Here is a 19,159-nt window from a genome sequence, read left to right on the forward strand (position 1 = left end):
TTAAAACTCCAGACTTTTAAATTTTTTTATACTTAAGGTGTTCAAAACAAGACCATAGACTGCCGTTACCGTCACTGGCCCAACCAATCCAATCCAGATGTTTTCAACTGTCTGCATAAACTGCTGGTAACCTGTTGGCAAGAGTGCTGCAATTGGGCCCCCTATCGCTGATAGAATCATCATTGTTACTGTCAATACAATGGCAATTGTCATAGTTGTCCCAGTCCCAAAACGTAAAGAGGCAAAGGATGCTACAGAAATAGCTAAAACTCCTTTTAAGAATACTGTGAAAATACTAACCATCTCTAACAAAGTATAGTAAAGTGTATCCGATACAATTTGAGTTGTCCCAAACTCCATATGTACGACTCGTGTGTAATGAACAAGCAAAGAAGAAGCAAAAAATAATGCAAAATAAATAGAAAGAATAAGGAGAAGACTGAAATATTTTGAGAAGTAAATAGATTTTCTATCAATATCCTTGTAGAGAAACATCGTATGATCATCCGTTTCTCTCCTGAAAACAGAAATTGTCAAAAAGTATAGGGCTAAAGTCGGCAAAATCATCATATCCATCGAATTAAGCATCATATCTGCAAAGTCAATGTAGGCAACCTTACTACCATCCGCATTTGCAATTTGCATAAAATTAGACTCTCCAAAGAAAGAAGCCGCTAAATAAACGAGTGGATAAAAACTAAAAGCAAGAAAAATTTTCGTTTCTTTTCGCTTCCAGACCGATTCAAATACTGCCGAAAAAATATTCTTCATCATTATCCTTTCATAAATACTTCCTTGAGATGATTTTCTTTGACATCAATCGATTCAATCATATCATTCTCCGCAAGAACCTTAAAGATTTCATTTAAAGTAGAGCGACTACTAGCTGTAGAAATGTCCAATAGCCTACCCTCAAGCATCACATCAGATGATAAGTAACTGTCTAGTAATGCAGTATTTGCGCTAGGATGTAGGTGAACAACTACACTTGGCTGCTCTTTCCCTTCAAACGAATCCACCAATTTCCCACCTTCAATATATACATATCGATTACACAAGGCCTCTAACTCACCTAACTGATGACTTGAAATCAACATAGAAATCTGACGTTCACTTGACCACTGTTTCAAAATATCAATTAATTTTTGAACACCAATAGGATCTAAGCCAACAAACGGCTCATCTAGAATCAGAAAATCAGGTTCTGCTACTAAAGCAATCGCTAAAGCTGTCCGTTGTTTCATCCCAAACGAGAAACCTTTCGGTTTACGGTTGCGAGCTTCCCAAAGTTCTACTAAACGAAGTGTTTTTTCGATATTTGAGTACCATTCCTGCTTCCCGTGTAATTTGAGATAAAATTTTAAATTATCCATCACAGACATTTCTGGGTAGAAAACTGGATCAATCATAATCCCAAAATCTTCCAATACATTATCTTTGCTATTAATATCAATACCTCTATAGGTTATTGTCCCAGATGTTGGTCGTTGAGATTTTGCCATCATTTTCATCAAAGTCGATTTTCCGGCTCCATTCTTACCAATTAAACCAACAATTTCTCCTTTCCCAATTTCAAGAGAGACGTCTGATAGAGAATAAAAATCATTTCCTTTAAACTTTTTTGACAGATTTTCAATTTTAAGCATGTTTTACCCCCTTACTGGAAACCTTATTTGAAATAAAATGCGATGCTAATGACACTCCGTAAAATAGCAAACTAATAAACAAAATCTGTGAACCATCAAATAAGTTCAGTGCAATATCTAGTTGCATATCTTCATCTGATATCATATTCATCTGAGCAAACTCTATCCAAGTACCATTTGATGAGGTCAGGTAAGCAAATAAAAGATACGCAGCCACTGATACAGTTGGTAAAACAAGAGCTGTCCAAAATTTCCATTCTCCTTTTTGAACTTTATAAACGATAAAATTCAAGAGTAAAGGAAGTGCATAAATAACTAATAAAACTAAAGGTACTGATAAAAAAGGTAGTAGGTAACTTGTAGCAAGTGCCAACACTGCATAAATCACAACAGCAAATAAAAGTAATAACATTTTTTCTCCTTAGATTAAATAATTGATTGATAAAGATTGTAAATCCAATGTCCACCGATAGCGTACTCCAAACCAAATTTTGTCGCCAAAATTGAAAATAGAATACCCAGTGGGGTTCTGATGAGTAGATTGTCTATCATAGGATAGTTTAGATGAAGTAAAATACCGAATAACAATGACGCAATAATGATTGACCAAAGGCGGGAATAATTGTTTCTCAACACTTTATAGATGACAAATCGAAATAGAAACTCCTCGCACATAGAAATCACCATTTGATGAAAATACTCATCGCTTTTTAAAAAATAATGATTGACTAGAAAGATAAGCAAGGCAAGACATAAATAGGACTGCCAGTGAAAAACTACATCTGTTTCCTTTGAGTAGAGACCATATTTCAATGATAAAGTATGAGGAATAAGCATAAATCCAATTGGCATAAAACAAATGAGGGCAATAAGATAAGACAACTGTAGCTGTTGGCTAAAACTTATAAATACGATAGAAGTTCCTAATGAATAGACTAGAAATGCTATACCAATTAAACTGATTGGTGTCATTAAAGATAGAAGATTATATTTCATCATGTTTCCTAAAATTCTATATGTTTAAATTTCTGTTTTCCTTTGATGTAAAAGAAGAGTATATAAAGAACTGATATTCCTACCGCAACTAAGCAAGCTAGTGGAAAATTCTCTTGGGACAAGTCTGCATAGCCGTTTGGAAACAAATAGTTAATCCCAATCAACACAGGAGCAACTGAGGCAGCTAGCGAAAAGAACACTCCCGTTAAAACTGTTTGAACCGTTTTTGAAGTCACCGAAATCATTACTACTAATAGTAGTGTAATCAGATTCAAACTAATAGTAGATAACAATGAAAAAATTGTCGAAAAAATATCTGGAACTTTTTCAGAAATAAAATTAGCAGGAACAGCCCCTTGTGAGAATAATATACCGTAGTAAGATAGCACACTTGTCATAACCGTTCCTAGTAGAAATAAAACATATACAACTAATAAACTGCCTAACTTCGCTTTAAAAATCTGTGAGCGATTGATGTCTTTGTATAGAAATAGAATCCCCGAATCAATTTCATCTTTAAAAACAGAGGATATAACGAGTGAGAATAATAAGTTAGGCAATATCAAACGATATTGAGTGCTAATGGTTGTAGCAAGAAACTCTGAAAAATTCCCTGCCAAACCTGTGCTCGTCCCGTCCATAAATTCTGTTAAAAGTGGAACTAATAAAGGAAGAAGTATAAAAATTAAAAATATCTTAACATCCCTTCTGTTAAAAACAGATTTAAATATTGCTTTAAATAGTGTCATTGTCATCTCCTGATTCACTTATTAATAAAATAGAGCTTAAATAACTTACATTAAGCTCCATTTTATTAATAGTTAATATAAAATTAACTATTAATAAAACTAAGACCTTCAATTGTATGCTACTTACTTAAATTGCGTGACGGCCACGGGTATAGGTATAACTGATAATACCAAGGTTGATGGTGTTGCGTTTCGATGCTTTTTTAATTTGTTTTGCCATTTTATGTTCCTCCTTAAATTGAATGACGGCCACGGGTATAGGTATAACTGATAATACCGAGGTTAATGGTATTACGTTTTGATACTTTTTTAATTTGTTTTGCCATTTTATATTCCTCCTTAAATTGAATGACGGCCACGGGTATAGGTGTAGCTGATAATACCGAGGTTAATGGTATTACGTTTTGGTGCTTTTTTAATTTGTTTTGCCATTTTATGTTCCTCCTTAAATTGAATGACGGCCACGGGTATAGGTGTAGCTGATAATACCGAGGTTAATGGTATTACGTTTTGGTGCTTTTTTAATTTGTTTTGCCATTTTATATTCCTCCTTAAATTGAATGACGGCCACGGGTATAGGTGTAGCTGATAATACCGAGGTTAATGGTATTACGTTTTGGTGCTTTTTTAATTTGTTTTGCCATTTTATATTCCTCCTTAAATTGAATGACGGCCACGGGTATAGGTATAGCTGATAATACCGAGGTTAATGGTATTACGTTTTGATACTTTTTTAATTTGTTTTGCCATTTTATATTCCTCCTTAAATTGAATGACGGCCACGGGTATAGGTATAACTGATAATACCAAGGTTGATGGTATTGCGTTTCGGTGCTTTTTTAATTTGTTTTGCCATTTTATATTCCTCCTTAAATTGAATGACGGCCACGGGTATAGGTATAACTGATAATACCAAGGTTAATGGTATTGCGTTTCGGTGCTTTTTTAATTTGTTTTGCCATTTTATGTCTCCTTTAATCTATTTTGTTCTTTTTAACCATGGCTTTGGATAAGATTGTTTCGTTATGAAGTCACTGTCTTCCAAAATCCAATGATTAGCTAACTGATGTTTCATGCATTTTGTTCTCCAAGTTCTTTATGTTATGTGAATTACTATCATTTAACGATAAATGCAAAACACGGATGCTTACATTTGAATGACCGTTTTTTATACACTGGTGTATAAATTGTCTGCCTCATGCCTCTTCTCCTTTTTCAAACCTATTTTAATTTTTCAAAAAAATCAAAATCCCTAAATGTACGATTGTATTTCAGAGTCATATCAAGTCCTTCTGTGATATCTGATACTGTAATTCGTGCAGTAGGAGAGATATTTTTCAAAGTATAAACTCTAAGAATATTTCTTTTAACCGTAATCAAGTCTAACAAGTAACCATTGATTCTTATCTCCACTTGTATTAGGGTATCATATGACTGTCGAATGACTAATACATCTCGTACGCCAACTCTGTACAAATTTGGTATATTATTGAATCGTTCGAATATTAATGTGCAGTAACTTTTTGTATTTACCCCCACCAACCACCGATAAAACCCAGCAAATTAAAAAATTTAAACATTTGTTTTTCCTCTCTGATGTCTTACTTACAAAAATAATTATATCAGCGCAACAAAAAATCACCAATGACAGAAATGTCACTCTTTTTTTAACAAATAGATAGTAAAATCCGAACAAAACAAAAAACTTTTGGCAATTATTAATAAAAATGCCAAAAGTTTTATTTTGTCAAGACATTGATGTCACTATTCACAAATTATCGAATATATTTTTTTATATCTTCCTGCCATTCTATATCAAGACTCGTTATCAATTCCTCATTTCCAAATATTTGAGCAACCATTTTCGCCTCTTGATACTTACGATTTGCCTCATTAAAATCACACTGAATATAATATTTCCACTCAACCATTAAAATTAATGGTTTCTTTTGGAAATCTCGGGTTCTATTCATAATATAATTTAACTTATCTACTGCCATCTTGAAATAGGAGAACTCTCCAACAAGCTCCAAACAGCACAGTGCTGCAAACAGAGCATCCCGCAATAAATATAAATCTTCTAATTCAGTTTCTTCTATTTGATGACATAGCTTTTTAAATAGAAGAACAATTTCTTCTTGCGTAGTTTCTTTTATAAATCCTGAATTCAATCCATCCATTAATGCACAGAGAAAATAAAGTCTTGATTTCAATAATGTACTAGTATGAAACGGTTCTACGTCGACTAGACTGTCAAAACTATTCTCCAACACACCTTGACCATATAATGAATTTTGGCCTGCCCGCACCTGGTCAATCGCCTGCAAGCAATCGATCATTATCTGCTCATCTCTTGGAAGATTGTCATAAAAGTCCTCAAAGATTTCATCAAAATACGCATCTTTTTGTTCTTGCAATTCCTTATCCCCATAGTCAGGGTGATGAAGCAGAAAATACTTGATTTCCTTATAACGCTCTGGCAACTCTTGATAGTCAGGCATGAGGATATAGGCTGGAATCTCCAATTTTTCTGCAATATGCTCCAGAGTTTTCAGAGTGGGATGAAACTCTCCTTTTTCGATACGTGCCAACTGGCGGACAGACAAACCAGACTCATCATCACAAAAGGCCGGACGGCTCAAACCTTTCTTTTTGCGTAACTCCTCTATTCTTTTACCAACATCATTCATCAACCAAAACCCTCATTATTATTTGAAAAAAATAATCTAATTATCAAAGTTTTCTGTTTTTATTATATCAGAATTCCTCCAATCACGCCCAAAAAGAGTCTAGGACAAAAGTCCTAGCCTCTCAATTGTCTTTGGATTATCGAGCAAGACGCAGTGGTTGAGTGGGCTCTACTAGGCTGATTTCATCAGCTTTTACAGCCCTACTCAACTGTGCGGAGGTGGGACGACGAAATCGAATTCTGACGAATTACCGATTTCTGTCCCACTCTCTGTTGTTGATAACTATATTATTTACGACGTCCTGGACGTTCTCCGTAACCATAGTAGGCATCTGCCATGATTTCTTCCATGTCAGCTACCATTGGCAAGCGTGGGTTTGCAGGTGAACATTGGTCTTCATAAGCAAGCAATGCGATTTCATGCAAGCTGTCTTTCCAAGCTTTTTCATCGATTCCTTGGTCTTTGAAGTTCATCTTGATACCTACTGCAACACCAAGTTCGTAAACAGCTTTAGCGTATGCTTCAACTGCTTCTTCTGGAGTTGAGTGAGGCAAACCAAGCATTTTCGCGATGTCTTGGAATTTCTCATCAGCTTTCCAGTAATTGTACTTAGGCCATGTAGTTGTCTTAGATGGACGAGTACCATTGTAACGGATGACGTATGGAAGCAAGATTGCATTTGTACGTCCGTGAACAGTATGGTGAACACCACCAATCTTGTGGGCCATTGAGTGACTCATACCAAGGAAGGCATTGGCGAAGGCCATACCAGCCATTGTAGACGCATTATGCATTTTTTCGCGAGCTTCTGGGTCAGCTGTCTTAACAGATTTTTCCAACCATTCAAAGACAAGCTTGATCGTTTGAAGTGCAATACCGTCTGTGTAGTCGTTAGCGAAGTTTGAAGTATAGGCTTCAGTCGCGTGAGTCAAGACGTCCATACCTGTATCAGCAGCGATAAAGTCTGGAACGGACTCAACCAAAGCAGGGTCAACAATGGCAATAGTTGGTGTCAATGAGTAGTCAGCCAATGGGTATTTGCGGTTGTTTTTCTTATCAGAGATAACAGCAAATGGTGTTACTTCTGAACCTGTACCTGAAGTCGTTGGGATACCGATGTACTTCGCTTTCTTACCAAGTGATGGGAAGCGGAAAGCACGTTTACGGATATCCATGAATTTTTGAACCAAGTCACGGAAGTCGATTTCTGGTTGCTCGTAGAAGAGCCACATTACTTTGGCCGCGTCCATTGGAGAACCACCACCAAGAGCGATGATTGTATCTGGTTCAAATGCTTTCATCACTTCCGCACCACGTTCTACAGTTGTAATGTCTGGATCTGGTTCAACACCTGAGAAGACTTGGATCGTTACACGGTTGCTACGGGCGTTCAATTGATCGATCACACGTTGAACAAAGCCAAGTTTTTCGATAGATTTGTCAGTAACGATCATAACGCGTTCAATATCTTCACATGTTTGAAGGTATTGGATAGAGTTGCGCTCGAAGTAAATTTTTGAAGGAACTTTAAACCATTGCATATTATTTCTACGTTTCCCTACTTTCTTGATGTTTAGAAGGTTAATAGCGCTCACGTTATCACCAACTGAGTTACGTCCGTATGAACCACATCCAAGTGTCAAGGATGGAATGAAGGCATTATATACGTCCCCGATACCACCGAAAGTAGATGGAGAGTTCCAGATAATCCGCATCGCTTTGATTTCAGTACCAAAGCGTTTAGCCAATTCTTCGTCTTTTGTATGGATAGCTGCTGAGTGACCAAGTCCGTTAAATTCAACCATTTGACGAGCTTTTGTAAGGCCGTCTTCTCTATCTTCAGCTTTCAAGACAGCGATCACTGGTGACAATTTTTCGCGAGTCAATGGCTCATTTGGACCTACTTCAGCACATTCTGCAGCCAAAATGTTGGTACCTTCTGGTACTTTAAAGCCTGCTTGTTCTGCAATCCATGTAGCTGGTTTACCAACGATGTTTGCATTCAGTTTAGCACCAGCACAGTTCTTGCTGTTTGCTTTAGCACCAAAGCAGAATTCTTCAAGAAGGGCTTTTTCTTTTTTGTTTACAAAGTAAGTGTGGTATGACTTGAATTCTTCTACAAATTCGTCATAAACTTCCTTGTCAATGATAACCGCTTGCTCAGATGCGCAGACCATACCATTGTCAAATGATTTAGACATTACGATATCATGAGCTGCTTGGCGAAGGTCAGCAGATTTTTCGATGTAAGCTGGTACGTTTCCGGCACCTACCCCAAGAGCTGGTTTTCCGCAAGAGTAGGCAGCCTTAACCATCGCGTTACCACCTGTTGCAAGAATTGTTGCAATACCATCGTGGTTCATCAAAGCTGCTGTTGCTTCCATAGATGGTTGAGTAATCCATTGCACACAGTTTTCAGGTGCGCCAGCTGCGATTGCTGCGTCACGAACGATTTGCGCTGCGTGAGCAGATGACTCTTGAGCAGATGGGTGGAAGGCAAAAACGATTGGGTTACGTGTCTTCAAGGCAATCAATGCTTTAAAAATTGCTGTTGATGTTGGGTTCGTTGTTGGAGTGATACCACAAATAACTCCGACAGGCTCCGCAATTTTTGTCAATCCAGTAACAGGATCATCTTCGATAACACCAACAGTCTTCACACCACGCATGTTGTTGACAACGTGTTCACAGGCAAAGAGATTTTTCGTTGCCTTGTCTTCAAATACACCACGACCAGTTTCTTCAACCGCATGTTGAGCAAGGATCCCGTGTGCATCAAGAGCTGCAACTGAAGCTTTTGCTACGATGTAATCTACTTGCTCTTGATTTAGTTTTCTCATTTCTTCAAGAGCTAGGAGACCTTTTTGCACAAGCTCGTCAACATGCTTTTCAGCCGCTAGCACTTTATCTTCTTGTTCAACAGTTTTCTTCTTATCAGCCATTATAGTCCTCCAATGGTTTCTGCCAAAAGGTTAAATGAAGACTTTAACCTTTGTTAATTATTTCACAATATAATTATACTCTATTCCTACAAATTTGTAAACACTTTCAACAAAAGTTCACAAACTTTTTAGGGATTATTTTTTAAACACTGATATTTCAGGCTTTTTTACAAAAGTCTCTATATTATTTTCGAAAATTTCACATACTTTTCTCTAAAAACGTGTTAGCGCTTTCTTTTTTGTTATAAAATGAGCTCGGCTAAATAACCGAGCTAGTTCTATGGCTTAACACTGCCATTTGAAGCGGCAGCCAAAGCCTCTTTTATCATGTTAGAGTAGAGTTTACCTCCCTCTGCCATAGACTCTGAATCTGCTCCATAATGGACATAGTCTGTTCCAATCCAAATCTGCGGATTATTAATCGCTACTTGATACCAGTCTGCTACATATACAAAATCGTATTTCTTAGCAAGTTCAAGTTCGTATTGTCGCATCTTAACAGGAATACTACTTGGATCATTGGCTGTTCGGCCATCATATGGCGTGACTAAAATCAAGCGATGGCCTTTTGGCAAGAGCTCGATATACTGATCCAGCAATTCTTCATAATTGTCAACCGGATTGGTTCCCAATGCCAAGACGACGTTTTGAAGCAGTGTTTGGTTAGCAATATCGTTCTTGAAAAATTCCAGACCAGACACTAAATTACGACTAACAACTGCATCGACTTGAGCGTCAGGTATAGCCTCTTGGATCCATTCAGCGGAGCGCAAAGTGACAGAATCACCAATAACAGTTGTTCCCTCTGCCACGTTATAATTTGTCGCAGTTTTTTGGTCTGCGTGCTTACGGGTTGTCTGCATTTTCGTATCGGCTTGGTTCAAAGAATTGACAATCAGGCTTTCCTCAAAGGCACCCACAGACGGAGCTGTGATGGTGATAATAAGCAAGATAAAAGTCAGCGGAATGAAACTGTAGAAAATCGGCTTGGTGATGGATGTTACATTCATCTCCTTGCCAAAAATCCGAGGCTTCCGTCCAGCTAAAGTCGGCTCTAAGATATAGAAGGAAAGAGCCGCAAAACCAAAACTCAAGATTGTAGTCAAAAGCACAGCCCAACCATTGCTCATCAACTGAGTAAAAATAATATAGAAAGGCCAATGGAAGAGGTAAACTCCATAGCTAGTGTCTGCAATAAAGTTGAGAGGACTAGGCTCCTTAATATTTGGCAATTTATCGTGCAAGATGCGGGTTGCTGCTATCATGACACAAGCCAGAAGTGTTGAAATCAAGAAACCAAATAAATAAGTCCACAAGCTGTCAAATTTCAAAATAAAGCTGAGCAAAAGAAGAAGAACAAAACTGCCAGCTAAAGCGATCAAGACTTGCTTGATTTCGACCTTTTCTTCCAGTTTCTTCATCTGAACGCCCACATTTCCGACTCCAGAGAAAGTCGCTAGCACTGTCCCAGCAAAGAAAGGAAAGACATGGGTCAGGCTTGAGAAATAAATATTGGAGTAATTCTTGCTGAAAAAGGCTCCGATAAACATAGCCAAGAAACTGAACAGAAACAGAGCAATTGAAGTCAGAGAAATCAGCCCCCGATACTGAGCAACTGACTTGCTAATCTTGCTAATGCCCCAAGCAGCCAAGCCCCAAAGGATATAGTAATGCACTTCCAGTGCCAAACTCCAAGTGTGAATCAGCAAATGTGGCACAAACTGGCTTTCATAACTGCCTCCCGACATCATTTCATAAAAATTGGTCACAAAGCCAAAAGCGGCTGCAATCTGCGTCCCGATACCTGCTACAAAGTCCCGACGGATCAATAAAGTAAAGGGCATGATGATCAAAATCATAAAAACGAGCGGAGGAACGATACGATAAAAGCGCCGTTTCAGAAAGCCCATAATATCAATCGTCCGACTTCTTGTAAACTCATCAATCAATAATGAAGTAATCAAAAATCCTGAAAAAGTGAAAAAGATGTCCACTCCAATAAAACCTCCAGGAAAAACTCCCTGAAAGTAATGATAGAGTAACACCAAGACCAGTCCAGTAATCCGAACCAGTGAAAACCATCTAATGCGCATTTTGATAAATTCCTTGCTTGAACCTTCCTTCATAGACGACATTACTTTCTGTCGTCAGTTTTCCTTTACCATTGGCCTGACCGTTGGCAAATTCACCTTCATATTTCCAACCAGCCTTCGATGTAAAAGTACCCTTACCATCAAAAGTGCCATTTTTGAAATGCCCTTTATAGCTATCCCCATTTTTAAAAGTAAGGGTACCTTCGCCGTTCATCTTTCCGTGAACTAGACTGCCTTCATATTTTATCTTACCTTGATCCAGCGTTAGCGCACCCTTACTAGGGATATTGGAGGTAAACACTAAAATTGCTGACAAGGCAATCACAGTCACCGCTAGGATTTCTAGATTCTGACGGGTCAGATAGATTTTATATTTATCGTAAAATTCCTTTATTTTATCCATTTTTCATCCATTTAAGCGTTCTAGCCACTTGTGGCAACCAGCCAAAACCAGTTCATAAGTTTCATCGAAATCTCCTGTGTACCAAGGATCTGGCACACCGAGATCAGCAAACTGGTAGATTTTATCCTGACAATCCACTGGCGCCATTTTCTTCAAATCTCGAATATTGGCTTCATCCATGCCGATAATGTAGTCAAATTCTGCAAAATCTTGCGCTGAAATCTGCTGAGAAGTCTTTCCTTTGTCATAAGAAATCGCATGTTTCTTAAAAATAGCCTGAGTCCCCTGATGTATAGGGTTGCCATGCTCCCAGCTGGACGTCGCACGACTCTCAATATGTAGGTCATCGGTCAGACTTTTCATAATAAACTCTGCCATCGGACTGCGACAGATATTTCCTAAACAAACAAATACAATTTTCTTCATAGATCTATTATACCAGAATAAAAAGAAAACTGCGGAGCTTTCTCGATTATTCTGTGACAGCGGAAGCGGGCTCTGAAAAACCGCTAATTATGCCGACTTACATAAAAGTGCAAATCATTGAGGCAGTAACCTACTCAATCTAGCTTGCACCAGATTCAACTTTACTTTTCTTCAGAAAGATATTCAAAACTTAATTGTGGCCATTTAGCCTGCCAGTTTTTCTTATGAATTCTTTCCATATAAAGCTTCTTTCGATCCGCATCCGCTAAAAAATGCGGTGTCGGTCGAACCTGAAATGCTCGAATATCTGCCAAGCCATAGGGTGCAAAAAGCTCTAACTTATCATTTTCCAGCAATCGAAGACCGATAGCTGTGCAGCACTCAGGATACTTGCTCATGGCATCTTTCGAGCCGGTATAGGGCTGGGTGTTGGGACTATGAATATGCATATAAACTTGATTTTTCAGCTCCCAAGAATAAGCGGGAAATGCTTTTCTCAACTCCATCTCCAGCTGCAAAGTTTCCTCATAAGACACAGTTTGATCAAAGAATATAACATCCACATCCGTTTCGGCATCAAAGCCCGACTTGCCAGACAAGATATTCCAGATAAAATTTCTGACACTACCCGCAGCCAGCCAAGAATCTTTCAATTCTAGGCTGCGGATCATCTCCAAAATCGCTCGGATATCCTGATCCTGACTCAGCCTCTCTAAAATCTCTTGATCGGTCATCATTCCTTCATATACTCATATCCTAGATGCTCATAGGCTTTGCGAGTCGCCACGCGCCCAGTCCGTGTCCGCATGACAAAGCCTTTCTGAATCAGGTAAGGCTCATACATGTCCTCCACCGTTTCGCGCTCCTCAGCAATATTGACTGAAAGTGTTCCCAGCCCCACTGGACCACCACCATAAACTTCAATCATGGTTCGTAGGATTTTCTGATCCACATAGTCCAGCCCTTCCTGGTCCACATCCAGCATGGAGAGAGCTTGGTCGGTTATCTTATCATCAATCAAGCCATTGCCCATAATCTGCGCATAGTCCCGCACCCGCTTGAGCAGACGATTGGCAATCCGCGGCGTGCCTCGGCTACGCAGAGCCAGCTCCTTCGCAGCCTCGTGAGTAATATCCATCTCAAAAATCTCTGCCGTCCGCTCAACGATTTCAGTCAGGTCGCCAGCTTCATAATACTCCATATGACCGGTAATCCCAAAGCGAGCCCGCAGAGGATTGGACAGCATGCCCGCCCGAGTGGTCGCCCCAATTAGCGTGAAAGGCGGCAATTCCAGATGGACGCTGCGACTGGTTTCGCCAGTCCCAATCATAATGTCAATGTAAAAGTCCTCCATGGCGCTGTATAGCACTTCCTCTACCGCCATAGGCAAACGGTGAATCTCATCGATAAAGAGGACATCGCCCGGCTCCAAATCATTAAGAATGGCCACCAAATCACCAGCCTTTTCAATAACCGGACCAGAAGTCTGCTTAATATTCACACCGATTTCGTTGGCGATGACAAAGGCCATAGTCGTCTTTCCCAGACCTGGAGGACCAAAAAGGAGAGTATGATCCAACGCCTCATCCCGCAATTTAGCCGCTTCAATAAAAATCTTCAGCTGATCCTTGACCTTATCCTGACCGATATATTCTCGTAAATACTGAGGACGGAGGGTACGTTCTACCAGCTCCTCATCCCCCATTAATTCATTATCTAAAATTCTACTCATAGGACTATTATAGCAAAAAATAGGGCAGAGGAAGCAATCCAACCCGCTTCTGAATACAAAAAAAGCCACCGAATTTGGTGGCTCTTATGGGAGATTATTATGAAAAAGTTTTAGGATTTCTATCAAATAAAGTTAGGAGATCTTCATTTGATGGTATTAGTATAACGTTCTTATCTTAAAATTTGCTTAAAGAAAAAATATTTTTTAAAAATAAAATACTTTTAGATATCTTAGTAAGATGATACAAACTAATATGAATTGTTCAGTCTGATTAAAATAGCCGCTATTTCATTGACTGTCTCAAAAACTCATGATACAATGAAAAAAATCGAAAAGGAGATTTTAGATATGAACAACCTTAAAAAGAAAACTTATCGGAATACACCAGCCTTTATGTTTATGGCTTGGGGCTCATTCGCCTTCTTTGTGACTCTTGTTCTCATCGGCCTCTATACTTTGAAAGAGCCTTTGATGGTTAAAGGATACTATCTCATGGGTTCTGTCGGACTGATTTCTTCTTCATTTACTCTTGCAAAAGTTATCCGTGATAACCAAGAAGACGAAGAACGTTACAATCAAATTTTCCAACCACAAGACTTAGATAACCAATAAAATAATAGTAAAAACGGCAGAGGGGGATTCTGCCGTTTTCTTGTATCTGAGGCTAATATCGCCATGTGAGATACACTTCAAATGAAGCAAGTTTGCTGTTTATTTCACACCTGCGAAATAAACGGTGGTGCTGGTAAAGAGGCTTCCTGCCTTGAGAATGACCTGATCTTTCAAGTCACTATGAATCGCATCAGGCAAGGCCTGTGCTTCCAGCGCTATACCATTATGCTGAATCATTGGCTGTCCATTGATGATGACTGACTCATCGACAAAATTTGCCGAATAAGTCACGACACAAGGAGCATCCGTACGGAAAGTCAGGTAGCGACCTGAGGCCGCATCATAAAGACATCCTGCCTCTTCCTGCTCTTTATCTAGAGCAAAGGGATGATCCAGCCCTGATACGACCTGAATCTGCTCGTCTGGATCAGCAAAAATTTCTTTCAGCACCAGACCTTTTTGTAGGCCTTTGACAAAGCCGCGATTCGCATCCACTTCTTTTGCTGGCACGCCGTCAGGAGCAATCGGATACACCCCTTTGGTATGCAGCTGGAGGACATGCTGATCAATCGGCTGACTAAAATTACCTGACAGATTGAAATAGCTGTGGTTGGTCGGATTAACCAGACTATCCTGATCTGTCTGGACTTGATAGGAAATCTCAATCTCCCCTTTTTCCGATAAGGAATAGGAAATCCAGATTTTCAAATTTCCAGGAAAGCCGCCCGTCCCGTCTGGGCGCTCTGTGTAAAATGTGACGCCCTCGTTTGTGACTTCCTCTGTCTGGAAAATCACACCGTCCCAGCCAGTAGAACCACTGTGGTTGCAATTCTCGCCATTATTGACTTCCAGCTGGTAGGACTGCCCATTCAGCTCAAAGCTAGCCTTCTCAATCCGTCCCGCAACCGGTCCCACGCTGGCACCATGCTTGGGGCTATTGCCAACATAATCCTCAAAACGATCAAAGCCTAAAATAATATTGGCAAAATCACCATTTTTATCCGGCGTCCGATATTCTAAAATCGTTGCGCCATAGTTCATGACCTTGAAGCGATAGCCTAGCTTATTTTCAAAGGTGTAGGCTAAGACATCCTGTCCTTTAAAAGTACCAAAAATAGATTCTTGATAAGATTTCATACAATCTCCCTCTGTCTCGAGTCTGGGACAAAAGTCCTAGCCTCTCAATTGTCTTTGGATTGTCGAGCAAGACGCAGTGGTTGAGTGGGCTCTACTACGCTGATTTCATCAGCTTTTACAGCCCTACTCAACTGTGCGGAGGTGGGACGACGAAATCGAATTCTAACGAATTACCGATTTCTGTCCAACTCTCTTTCTTGACTTAGTCAAGGGACAATAATGGAGCACCATCCCTTTTATCTAAAAGTCTTTTTAATAACTAGCTTTCCCATGACTAATGTTTGACTTTTCCATATTTAGCTTTCTACTGCTGGAAAGGGTGGATGATAACTCCCTGAACGACCCGATTGACCGTTCCTGTCGGAGACGGTGTATCTGGTCGATTTTTCACTTTCAAAGAAGTCAAGAGAGAGAAGAGCTGAGCATACACAATATAAGGGAAGGCTCGATAGCTATCTTCCAAGATGTCACTTTCAAGAACCACCTGCTCAACATTCTCCAAGTCTTCTCTGCGCTCTGTAAAGAAGACCACCTTGCGAGCAATCTGATCTCCTGCCACTTCACGCACCAAATCCAAGTCGTAACGTTTGGTGTACTCGTCTTTTGAGCCAAATACCAGCACAAGCGTCTCTTCGTTGATCAAAGATTTTGGTCCATGGCGGAAGCCAACTGGGCTTTCATACATGGTCGCAACCCTCCCAGCGGTCAACTCCAAAATTTTCAGCTGAGCTTCGTGCGCCAAACCAAAGAAAGGTCCTGCTCCAAGGTAGATGACCCGGTTAAAGTCTAATTCTGTCAAAGCCTGAACATCAGCTACATCTGCCAAAACCTTTTGGCTCAAGGCAATCAACTCAGCTACTCTTGCTTCTTTTTGAGCCAAATCTACTGGATCAAAAACCATAAGAGCTGTCAACATCATAGAGGTGAAGCTAGAAGTCATGGCAAAGCCAGCATCATTTGATGGAGCTGGTTGCAATAAGAGGAGATTCCGCTCATCACCATGTGCCTGCTGAGCTAGTCTTCCTTCTGCAGCACAGGTAATGGTCACTTGATAAAGCTCATCAACCAACTGCTTGGCTAAGTCCACTGTCGCAACACTTTCTGGCGAATTGCCACTGCGGGCAAAAGAAACGAGAACCGTTGGAATCTCCTTGTGCAGATGCACCTCAGGACCAGCCACAATATCAGTCGTCGCAACCGAATTAAAATTCCATTTGCGCTCATCATAAAGCTTTCTAAAATACGGCAATAGCGTATCGCCTACATAGGCCGAAGTTCCTGCACCTGTAAAGATCACTTTTACATAATCATGCTTTTCTTCGATACCTTTCAGAAAAGCAACGACTTGGTCAGCTTGAGCCTTGTAATGATTAAAAGCTGTCTGCCAAACATCTGGCTGTTGGTAGATTTCACGCGTGGTGATTTCCGCGCCCAATTCAACCAGTTTCTCTTTTGAATAATCTAGCATGGTAGTCCTTTCAAAAATAAACATTGATATATTAGTTATTTGCTTTTAAAAGAGGGAATGGGAAAATTCCCCACTCCCCTTCATTTTTTTCCTTACAAAACAGTCCTACTCATCCTCATCATCTGATAAGCCTGCTAAGATATCATTAACCTTAACGATATTTTCGACTGCTTTTTTCGGATAGTCAACATCAGCTCCTGTCAGAGAAGCATTGAGAAACTCAATCACCATCGGCAGATTCATGCCGGCGTACAAGTCAATATCCTTACCCTCTAAAATAAGGCGGCTGACTACATTACATGGTGTGCCTCCCAAGAGATCTGCAAAGACAATATAGTCATCAAAATCCTTGACTGTGTCTAAGAACTTAGCTGTGAAATCATCTGGTCCCTCCTCTGGTAACAAGGCAACGGCATGGATATCCGCTTGAGGTCCCATAATCATCTCAGTGGTTGTTTTCAGCTCTTCACAAAAGCGACCATGACTAATCAAAATTAATTGTTTACTCATAATTTACACCATTATGCCATTCCAAAGAAGAAGTGACCAAACGCTGAGAACGCAATCGCTGCAAGAATGATGAGCAAGATAGCTTTTGTAGAGTTCATACCCTTACGTCCAAGCAACCAGAAGATTACACCTGTGATGATAGCTGGTACCAAGCGTGGGAAGACCAAGTTAAGCATGTCTTGGATATCGATAGCTTTTTTCCCGATGTGTGGAGCCCAAGAAACTTCAACACCAATCATGCTGGCAATCAAGGCACCAACCATGAAGACACCAAGTACGGATGCAGCATCAATCAAAGCTGTCAAAGTACTTTGCATATTGTTGACAAGGTTAACCCCTTCTTTATAGGCAAATTCCAATTGTTTCCAACGGAAAATATCGTAAGCAACTGCTACAGCAATCCATAGGAAGATACCGGCTGGGTTTCCTGCAACAGCTAAAGTTGCTGCGATTGAACCCATAATAGCTGGTACCAATGATCCAAAGATTGAGTCTCCAAGAGGAGCGAATGGCCCCATGAGACCTGTCTTGATACCATTGACCGCATCTTTTGATTTCACACCATCTTTTTCTTCCAAAGCAAGGTCAAAACCAGTAATAATGGTGTGGAAGAATGGTGAAGTATTGAAGAATTGCGTATGCAATTTCATCATTTCTTTCAGTTCAGGTGTACCGTCTCCATACATTTTGCGCAATTGTGGCAAAATCATGTAAAGGTAACCAGAAGCCTGCATACGCTCATAGTTCCAACCCAATTGGAAGGTAAACAAGCTACGTTTGTTAATCTGTTTAAAATCTTCTTTTGTTAGTTTGTAATTAGAATTCGTCATCTTCAATTTCCCCGCTTTCTGATTCAGTTACTGGAGCAGCTACGACTGTACGTTGGCTGTTTTTGAAGTGTTGTACTGCAAGGAAGACACCGATGATGGCGATACCAATCATAGATACACTCTTGAAGTTGTTAACAAAAGTAATAGCTTGTTCTTTTGGAAGTTTAGAGAACACTTCAGAACCAACAATGCTAGACACTGCAGCACCAAGGCTTTGAACATTACTGTAAAGCACTGTCAACATAGCTGTCAAGCCAAATCCAAGTGCCAAGTAGTGAAGGTTGCGTTTAACTGGGAGATAACGAAGCAAGATTGCAAATCCAAGACCTGGAAGCATTTGACCTGCAAGTTTCAAACCGTTTGCCAACCATTGTACATTACCGAGACCTGTAACAACAGTTTCTACAAAAGCTCCACCAAAGGCAAGGGCAAAGAAGACTGGGAGGGCACGAGAAAGAGCCCAAGGAATCGCACCAAGGAGGTAGTTGCGTTCGATGCCTTTGTAGTCAAAGCGTTCAATCGCAGCATCCACACGGTGAGCGAAGTAAGTTGTCGTCATACGACCAAGAATATCAAAGTATGTTAACAAAGTTGCTACCGGCACAGCGATTGTAGCAATAGCAAGCTCAGGATCAAGCCCTTGTGCTACTGAGAAAGCAGTCGCAAGAACCGCACCAGAGGTAGCATCAATACGAGAAGCACCACCGAAGGTACCAACACCAAGTACCACCAATTGAAGGTTGGCACCAATCAATAAACCTGTAGGTAAATCTCCCATGATGAGACCCGTGATAAATCCAGCAAATACAGGTGAACCCGCTGAAGAAACGATCGTCAACTCATCGCAGATTTGATAAGCTGAGTACAGAGTGAGTAGTAAAATTTGCCACCATTGTATCATGACAATGACCTCCTAAAAATTTTT

General features: G+C 40.0%; 18 protein-coding genes. 1 reads left to right on the top strand and 17 read right to left on the bottom strand.

Going from position 1 to position 19,159, the window contains the following annotated elements:
• The 12 genes from D8793_RS09390 to ruvB form a co-directional block, all read right to left on the bottom strand.
• A complete protein-coding gene (locus D8793_RS09390; protein ID WP_239665880.1) occupies positions 1–774 on the bottom strand; it encodes an ABC-2 transporter permease family protein in 774 nt (257 codons plus the stop codon).
• Positions 774–1,646: an ABC transporter ATP-binding protein gene (locus D8793_RS09395; protein ID WP_048766396.1), complete on the bottom strand. Its 873-nt coding sequence runs from the start codon at positions 1,644–1,646 to the stop codon at positions 774–776. The genes D8793_RS09390 and D8793_RS09395 overlap by 1 nt, the downstream gene beginning before the upstream one ends.
• Complete coding sequence (locus tag D8793_RS09400) at positions 1,639–2,058, bottom strand: Msa family membrane protein (RefSeq protein ID WP_048766399.1); 420 nt, start codon at positions 2,056–2,058, stop codon at positions 1,639–1,641. The genes D8793_RS09395 and D8793_RS09400 overlap by 8 nt, the downstream gene beginning before the upstream one ends.
• A 14-nt stretch (positions 2,059–2,072) precedes the next feature.
• Positions 2,073–2,645 (bottom strand): CPBP family intramembrane glutamic endopeptidase, encoded by a 573-nt coding sequence (locus tag D8793_RS09405; RefSeq protein WP_048766401.1) that lies wholly within the window; start codon positions 2,643–2,645, stop codon positions 2,073–2,075.
• A gap of 5 nt (positions 2,646–2,650) precedes the next feature.
• Entirely contained in the window at positions 2,651–3,391 is a 741-nt protein-coding gene (locus tag D8793_RS09410) for an amino acid transporter (protein WP_048766403.1), read from the bottom strand.
• Between the two features lie 1,775 nt (positions 3,392–5,166).
• Positions 5,167–6,081, bottom strand: coding sequence for a helix-turn-helix domain-containing protein (locus D8793_RS09415; RefSeq protein WP_125371653.1), 915 nt, complete (start codon positions 6,079–6,081; stop codon positions 5,167–5,169).
• A 287-nt stretch (positions 6,082–6,368) separates the two neighbouring features.
• Positions 6,369–9,023 (bottom strand): bifunctional acetaldehyde-CoA/alcohol dehydrogenase, encoded by a 2,655-nt coding sequence (gene adhE / locus D8793_RS09420; protein ID WP_125371654.1) that lies wholly within the window; start codon positions 9,021–9,023, stop codon positions 6,369–6,371.
• Between the two features lie 278 nt (positions 9,024–9,301).
• Complete coding sequence (locus D8793_RS09425) at positions 9,302–11,116, bottom strand: acyltransferase family protein (RefSeq protein WP_125371655.1); 1,815 nt, start codon at positions 11,114–11,116, stop codon at positions 9,302–9,304.
• Positions 11,106–11,519, bottom strand: coding sequence for an MORN repeat-containing protein (locus tag D8793_RS09430; RefSeq protein ID WP_125371656.1), 414 nt, complete (start codon positions 11,517–11,519; stop codon positions 11,106–11,108). The genes D8793_RS09425 and D8793_RS09430 overlap by 11 nt, the downstream gene beginning before the upstream one ends.
• A gap of 3 nt (positions 11,520–11,522) precedes the next feature.
• Positions 11,523–11,945: a low molecular weight protein-tyrosine-phosphatase gene (locus D8793_RS09435; protein ID WP_125371657.1), complete on the bottom strand. Its 423-nt coding sequence runs from the start codon at positions 11,943–11,945 to the stop codon at positions 11,523–11,525.
• Between the two features lie 161 nt (positions 11,946–12,106).
• Positions 12,107–12,682 (bottom strand): nucleotidyltransferase family protein, encoded by a 576-nt coding sequence (locus D8793_RS09440; RefSeq protein ID WP_125371658.1) that lies wholly within the window; start codon positions 12,680–12,682, stop codon positions 12,107–12,109.
• Entirely contained in the window at positions 12,679–13,677 is a 999-nt protein-coding gene (gene ruvB / locus D8793_RS09445) for a Holliday junction branch migration DNA helicase RuvB (protein ID WP_125371659.1), read from the bottom strand. Before ruvB ends, D8793_RS09440 begins: the two co-directional genes overlap by 4 nt.
• 348 nt (positions 13,678–14,025) lie before the next feature.
• Between ruvB and D8793_RS09450 the strand changes: the two genes are divergently transcribed.
• Positions 14,026–14,289 carry a YiaA/YiaB family inner membrane protein gene (locus D8793_RS09450; protein WP_185761053.1) on the top strand — a complete coding sequence of 88 codons (264 nt, stop codon included), beginning with the start codon at positions 14,026–14,028 and terminating at the stop codon, positions 14,287–14,289.
• Positions 14,290–14,388: 99 nt separating this feature from the next.
• On the opposite strand, the gene D8793_RS09455 is transcribed toward D8793_RS09450, so the two are convergent.
• The 5 genes from D8793_RS09455 to D8793_RS09480 all read right to left on the bottom strand — a co-directional run bounded on the left by D8793_RS09455 (position 14,389) and on the right by D8793_RS09480 (position 19,135).
• Positions 14,389–15,426 carry an aldose epimerase family protein gene (locus tag D8793_RS09455; RefSeq protein ID WP_125371661.1) on the bottom strand — a complete coding sequence of 346 codons (1,038 nt, stop codon included), beginning with the start codon at positions 15,424–15,426 and terminating at the stop codon, positions 14,389–14,391.
• Between the two features lie 304 nt (positions 15,427–15,730).
• A complete protein-coding gene (locus D8793_RS09465; protein ID WP_125371689.1) occupies positions 15,731–16,894 on the bottom strand; it encodes an SIS domain-containing protein in 1,164 nt (387 codons plus the stop codon).
• Between the two features lie 105 nt (positions 16,895–16,999).
• A complete protein-coding gene (locus tag D8793_RS09470; protein WP_125371662.1) occupies positions 17,000–17,404 on the bottom strand; it encodes a PTS sugar transporter subunit IIA in 405 nt (134 codons plus the stop codon).
• Between the two features lie 11 nt (positions 17,405–17,415).
• A complete protein-coding gene (locus D8793_RS09475) occupies positions 17,416–18,234 on the bottom strand; it encodes a PTS system mannose/fructose/sorbose family transporter subunit IID (protein WP_125371663.1) in 819 nt (272 codons plus the stop codon).
• Positions 18,221–19,135, bottom strand: a complete 915-nt coding sequence (locus tag D8793_RS09480; protein WP_045498332.1) for a PTS mannose/fructose/sorbose/N-acetylgalactosamine transporter subunit IIC — start codon at positions 19,133–19,135, stop codon at positions 18,221–18,223. Before D8793_RS09480 ends, D8793_RS09475 begins: the two co-directional genes overlap by 14 nt.
• Between the last annotated feature and the right edge of the window lie 24 nt (positions 19,136–19,159).

This window comes from Streptococcus cristatus, assembly GCF_003943465.1.
Lineage (GTDB): Bacteria > Bacillota > Bacilli > Lactobacillales > Streptococcaceae > Streptococcus > Streptococcus cristatus_C.

Excerpts from the sequence above, each read along its gene's own strand:
- ruvB (WP_125371659.1), bottom strand. The coding sequence starts at position 13,677 with ATGAGTAGAATTTTAGATAATGAATTAATGGGGGATGAGGAGCTGGTA.
- D8793_RS09405 (WP_048766401.1), bottom strand. The coding sequence starts at position 2,645 with ATGATGAAATATAATCTTCTATCTTTAATGACACCAATCAGTTTAATT.
- D8793_RS09410 (WP_048766403.1), bottom strand. The coding sequence starts at position 3,391 with ATGACACTATTTAAAGCAATATTTAAATCTGTTTTTAACAGAAGGGAT.
- D8793_RS09480 (WP_045498332.1), bottom strand. The coding sequence starts at position 19,135 with ATGATACAATGGTGGCAAATTTTACTACTCACTCTGTACTCAGCTTAT.
- D8793_RS09470 (WP_125371662.1), bottom strand. The coding sequence starts at position 17,404 with ATGAGTAAACAATTAATTTTGATTAGTCATGGTCGCTTTTGTGAAGAG.
- D8793_RS09415 (WP_125371653.1), bottom strand. The coding sequence starts at position 6,081 with ATGAATGATGTTGGTAAAAGAATAGAGGAGTTACGCAAAAAGAAAGGT.
- D8793_RS09475 (WP_125371663.1), bottom strand. The coding sequence starts at position 18,234 with ATGACGAATTCTAATTACAAACTAACAAAAGAAGATTTTAAACAGATT.
- D8793_RS09450 (WP_185761053.1), top strand. The coding sequence starts at position 14,026 with ATGAACAACCTTAAAAAGAAAACTTATCGGAATACACCAGCCTTTATG.
- D8793_RS09395 (WP_048766396.1), bottom strand. The coding sequence starts at position 1,646 with ATGCTTAAAATTGAAAATCTGTCAAAAAAGTTTAAAGGAAATGATTTT.
- D8793_RS09425 (WP_125371655.1), bottom strand. The coding sequence starts at position 11,116 with ATGCGCATTAGATGGTTTTCACTGGTTCGGATTACTGGACTGGTCTTG.
- D8793_RS09455 (WP_125371661.1), bottom strand. The coding sequence starts at position 15,426 with ATGAAATCTTATCAAGAATCTATTTTTGGTACTTTTAAAGGACAGGAT.
- D8793_RS09400 (WP_048766399.1), bottom strand. The coding sequence starts at position 2,058 with ATGTTATTACTTTTATTTGCTGTTGTGATTTATGCAGTGTTGGCACTT.
- D8793_RS09440 (WP_125371658.1), bottom strand. The coding sequence starts at position 12,682 with ATGATGACCGATCAAGAGATTTTAGAGAGGCTGAGTCAGGATCAGGAT.
- D8793_RS09390 (WP_239665880.1), bottom strand. The coding sequence starts at position 774 with ATGATGAAGAATATTTTTTCGGCAGTATTTGAATCGGTCTGGAAGCGA.
- adhE (WP_125371654.1), bottom strand. The coding sequence starts at position 9,023 with ATGGCTGATAAGAAGAAAACTGTTGAACAAGAAGATAAAGTGCTAGCG.
- D8793_RS09465 (WP_125371689.1), bottom strand. The coding sequence starts at position 16,894 with ATGCTAGATTATTCAAAAGAGAAACTGGTTGAATTGGGCGCGGAAATC.
- D8793_RS09435 (WP_125371657.1), bottom strand. The coding sequence starts at position 11,945 with ATGAAGAAAATTGTATTTGTTTGTTTAGGAAATATCTGTCGCAGTCCG.
- D8793_RS09430 (WP_125371656.1), bottom strand. The coding sequence starts at position 11,519 with ATGGATAAAATAAAGGAATTTTACGATAAATATAAAATCTATCTGACC.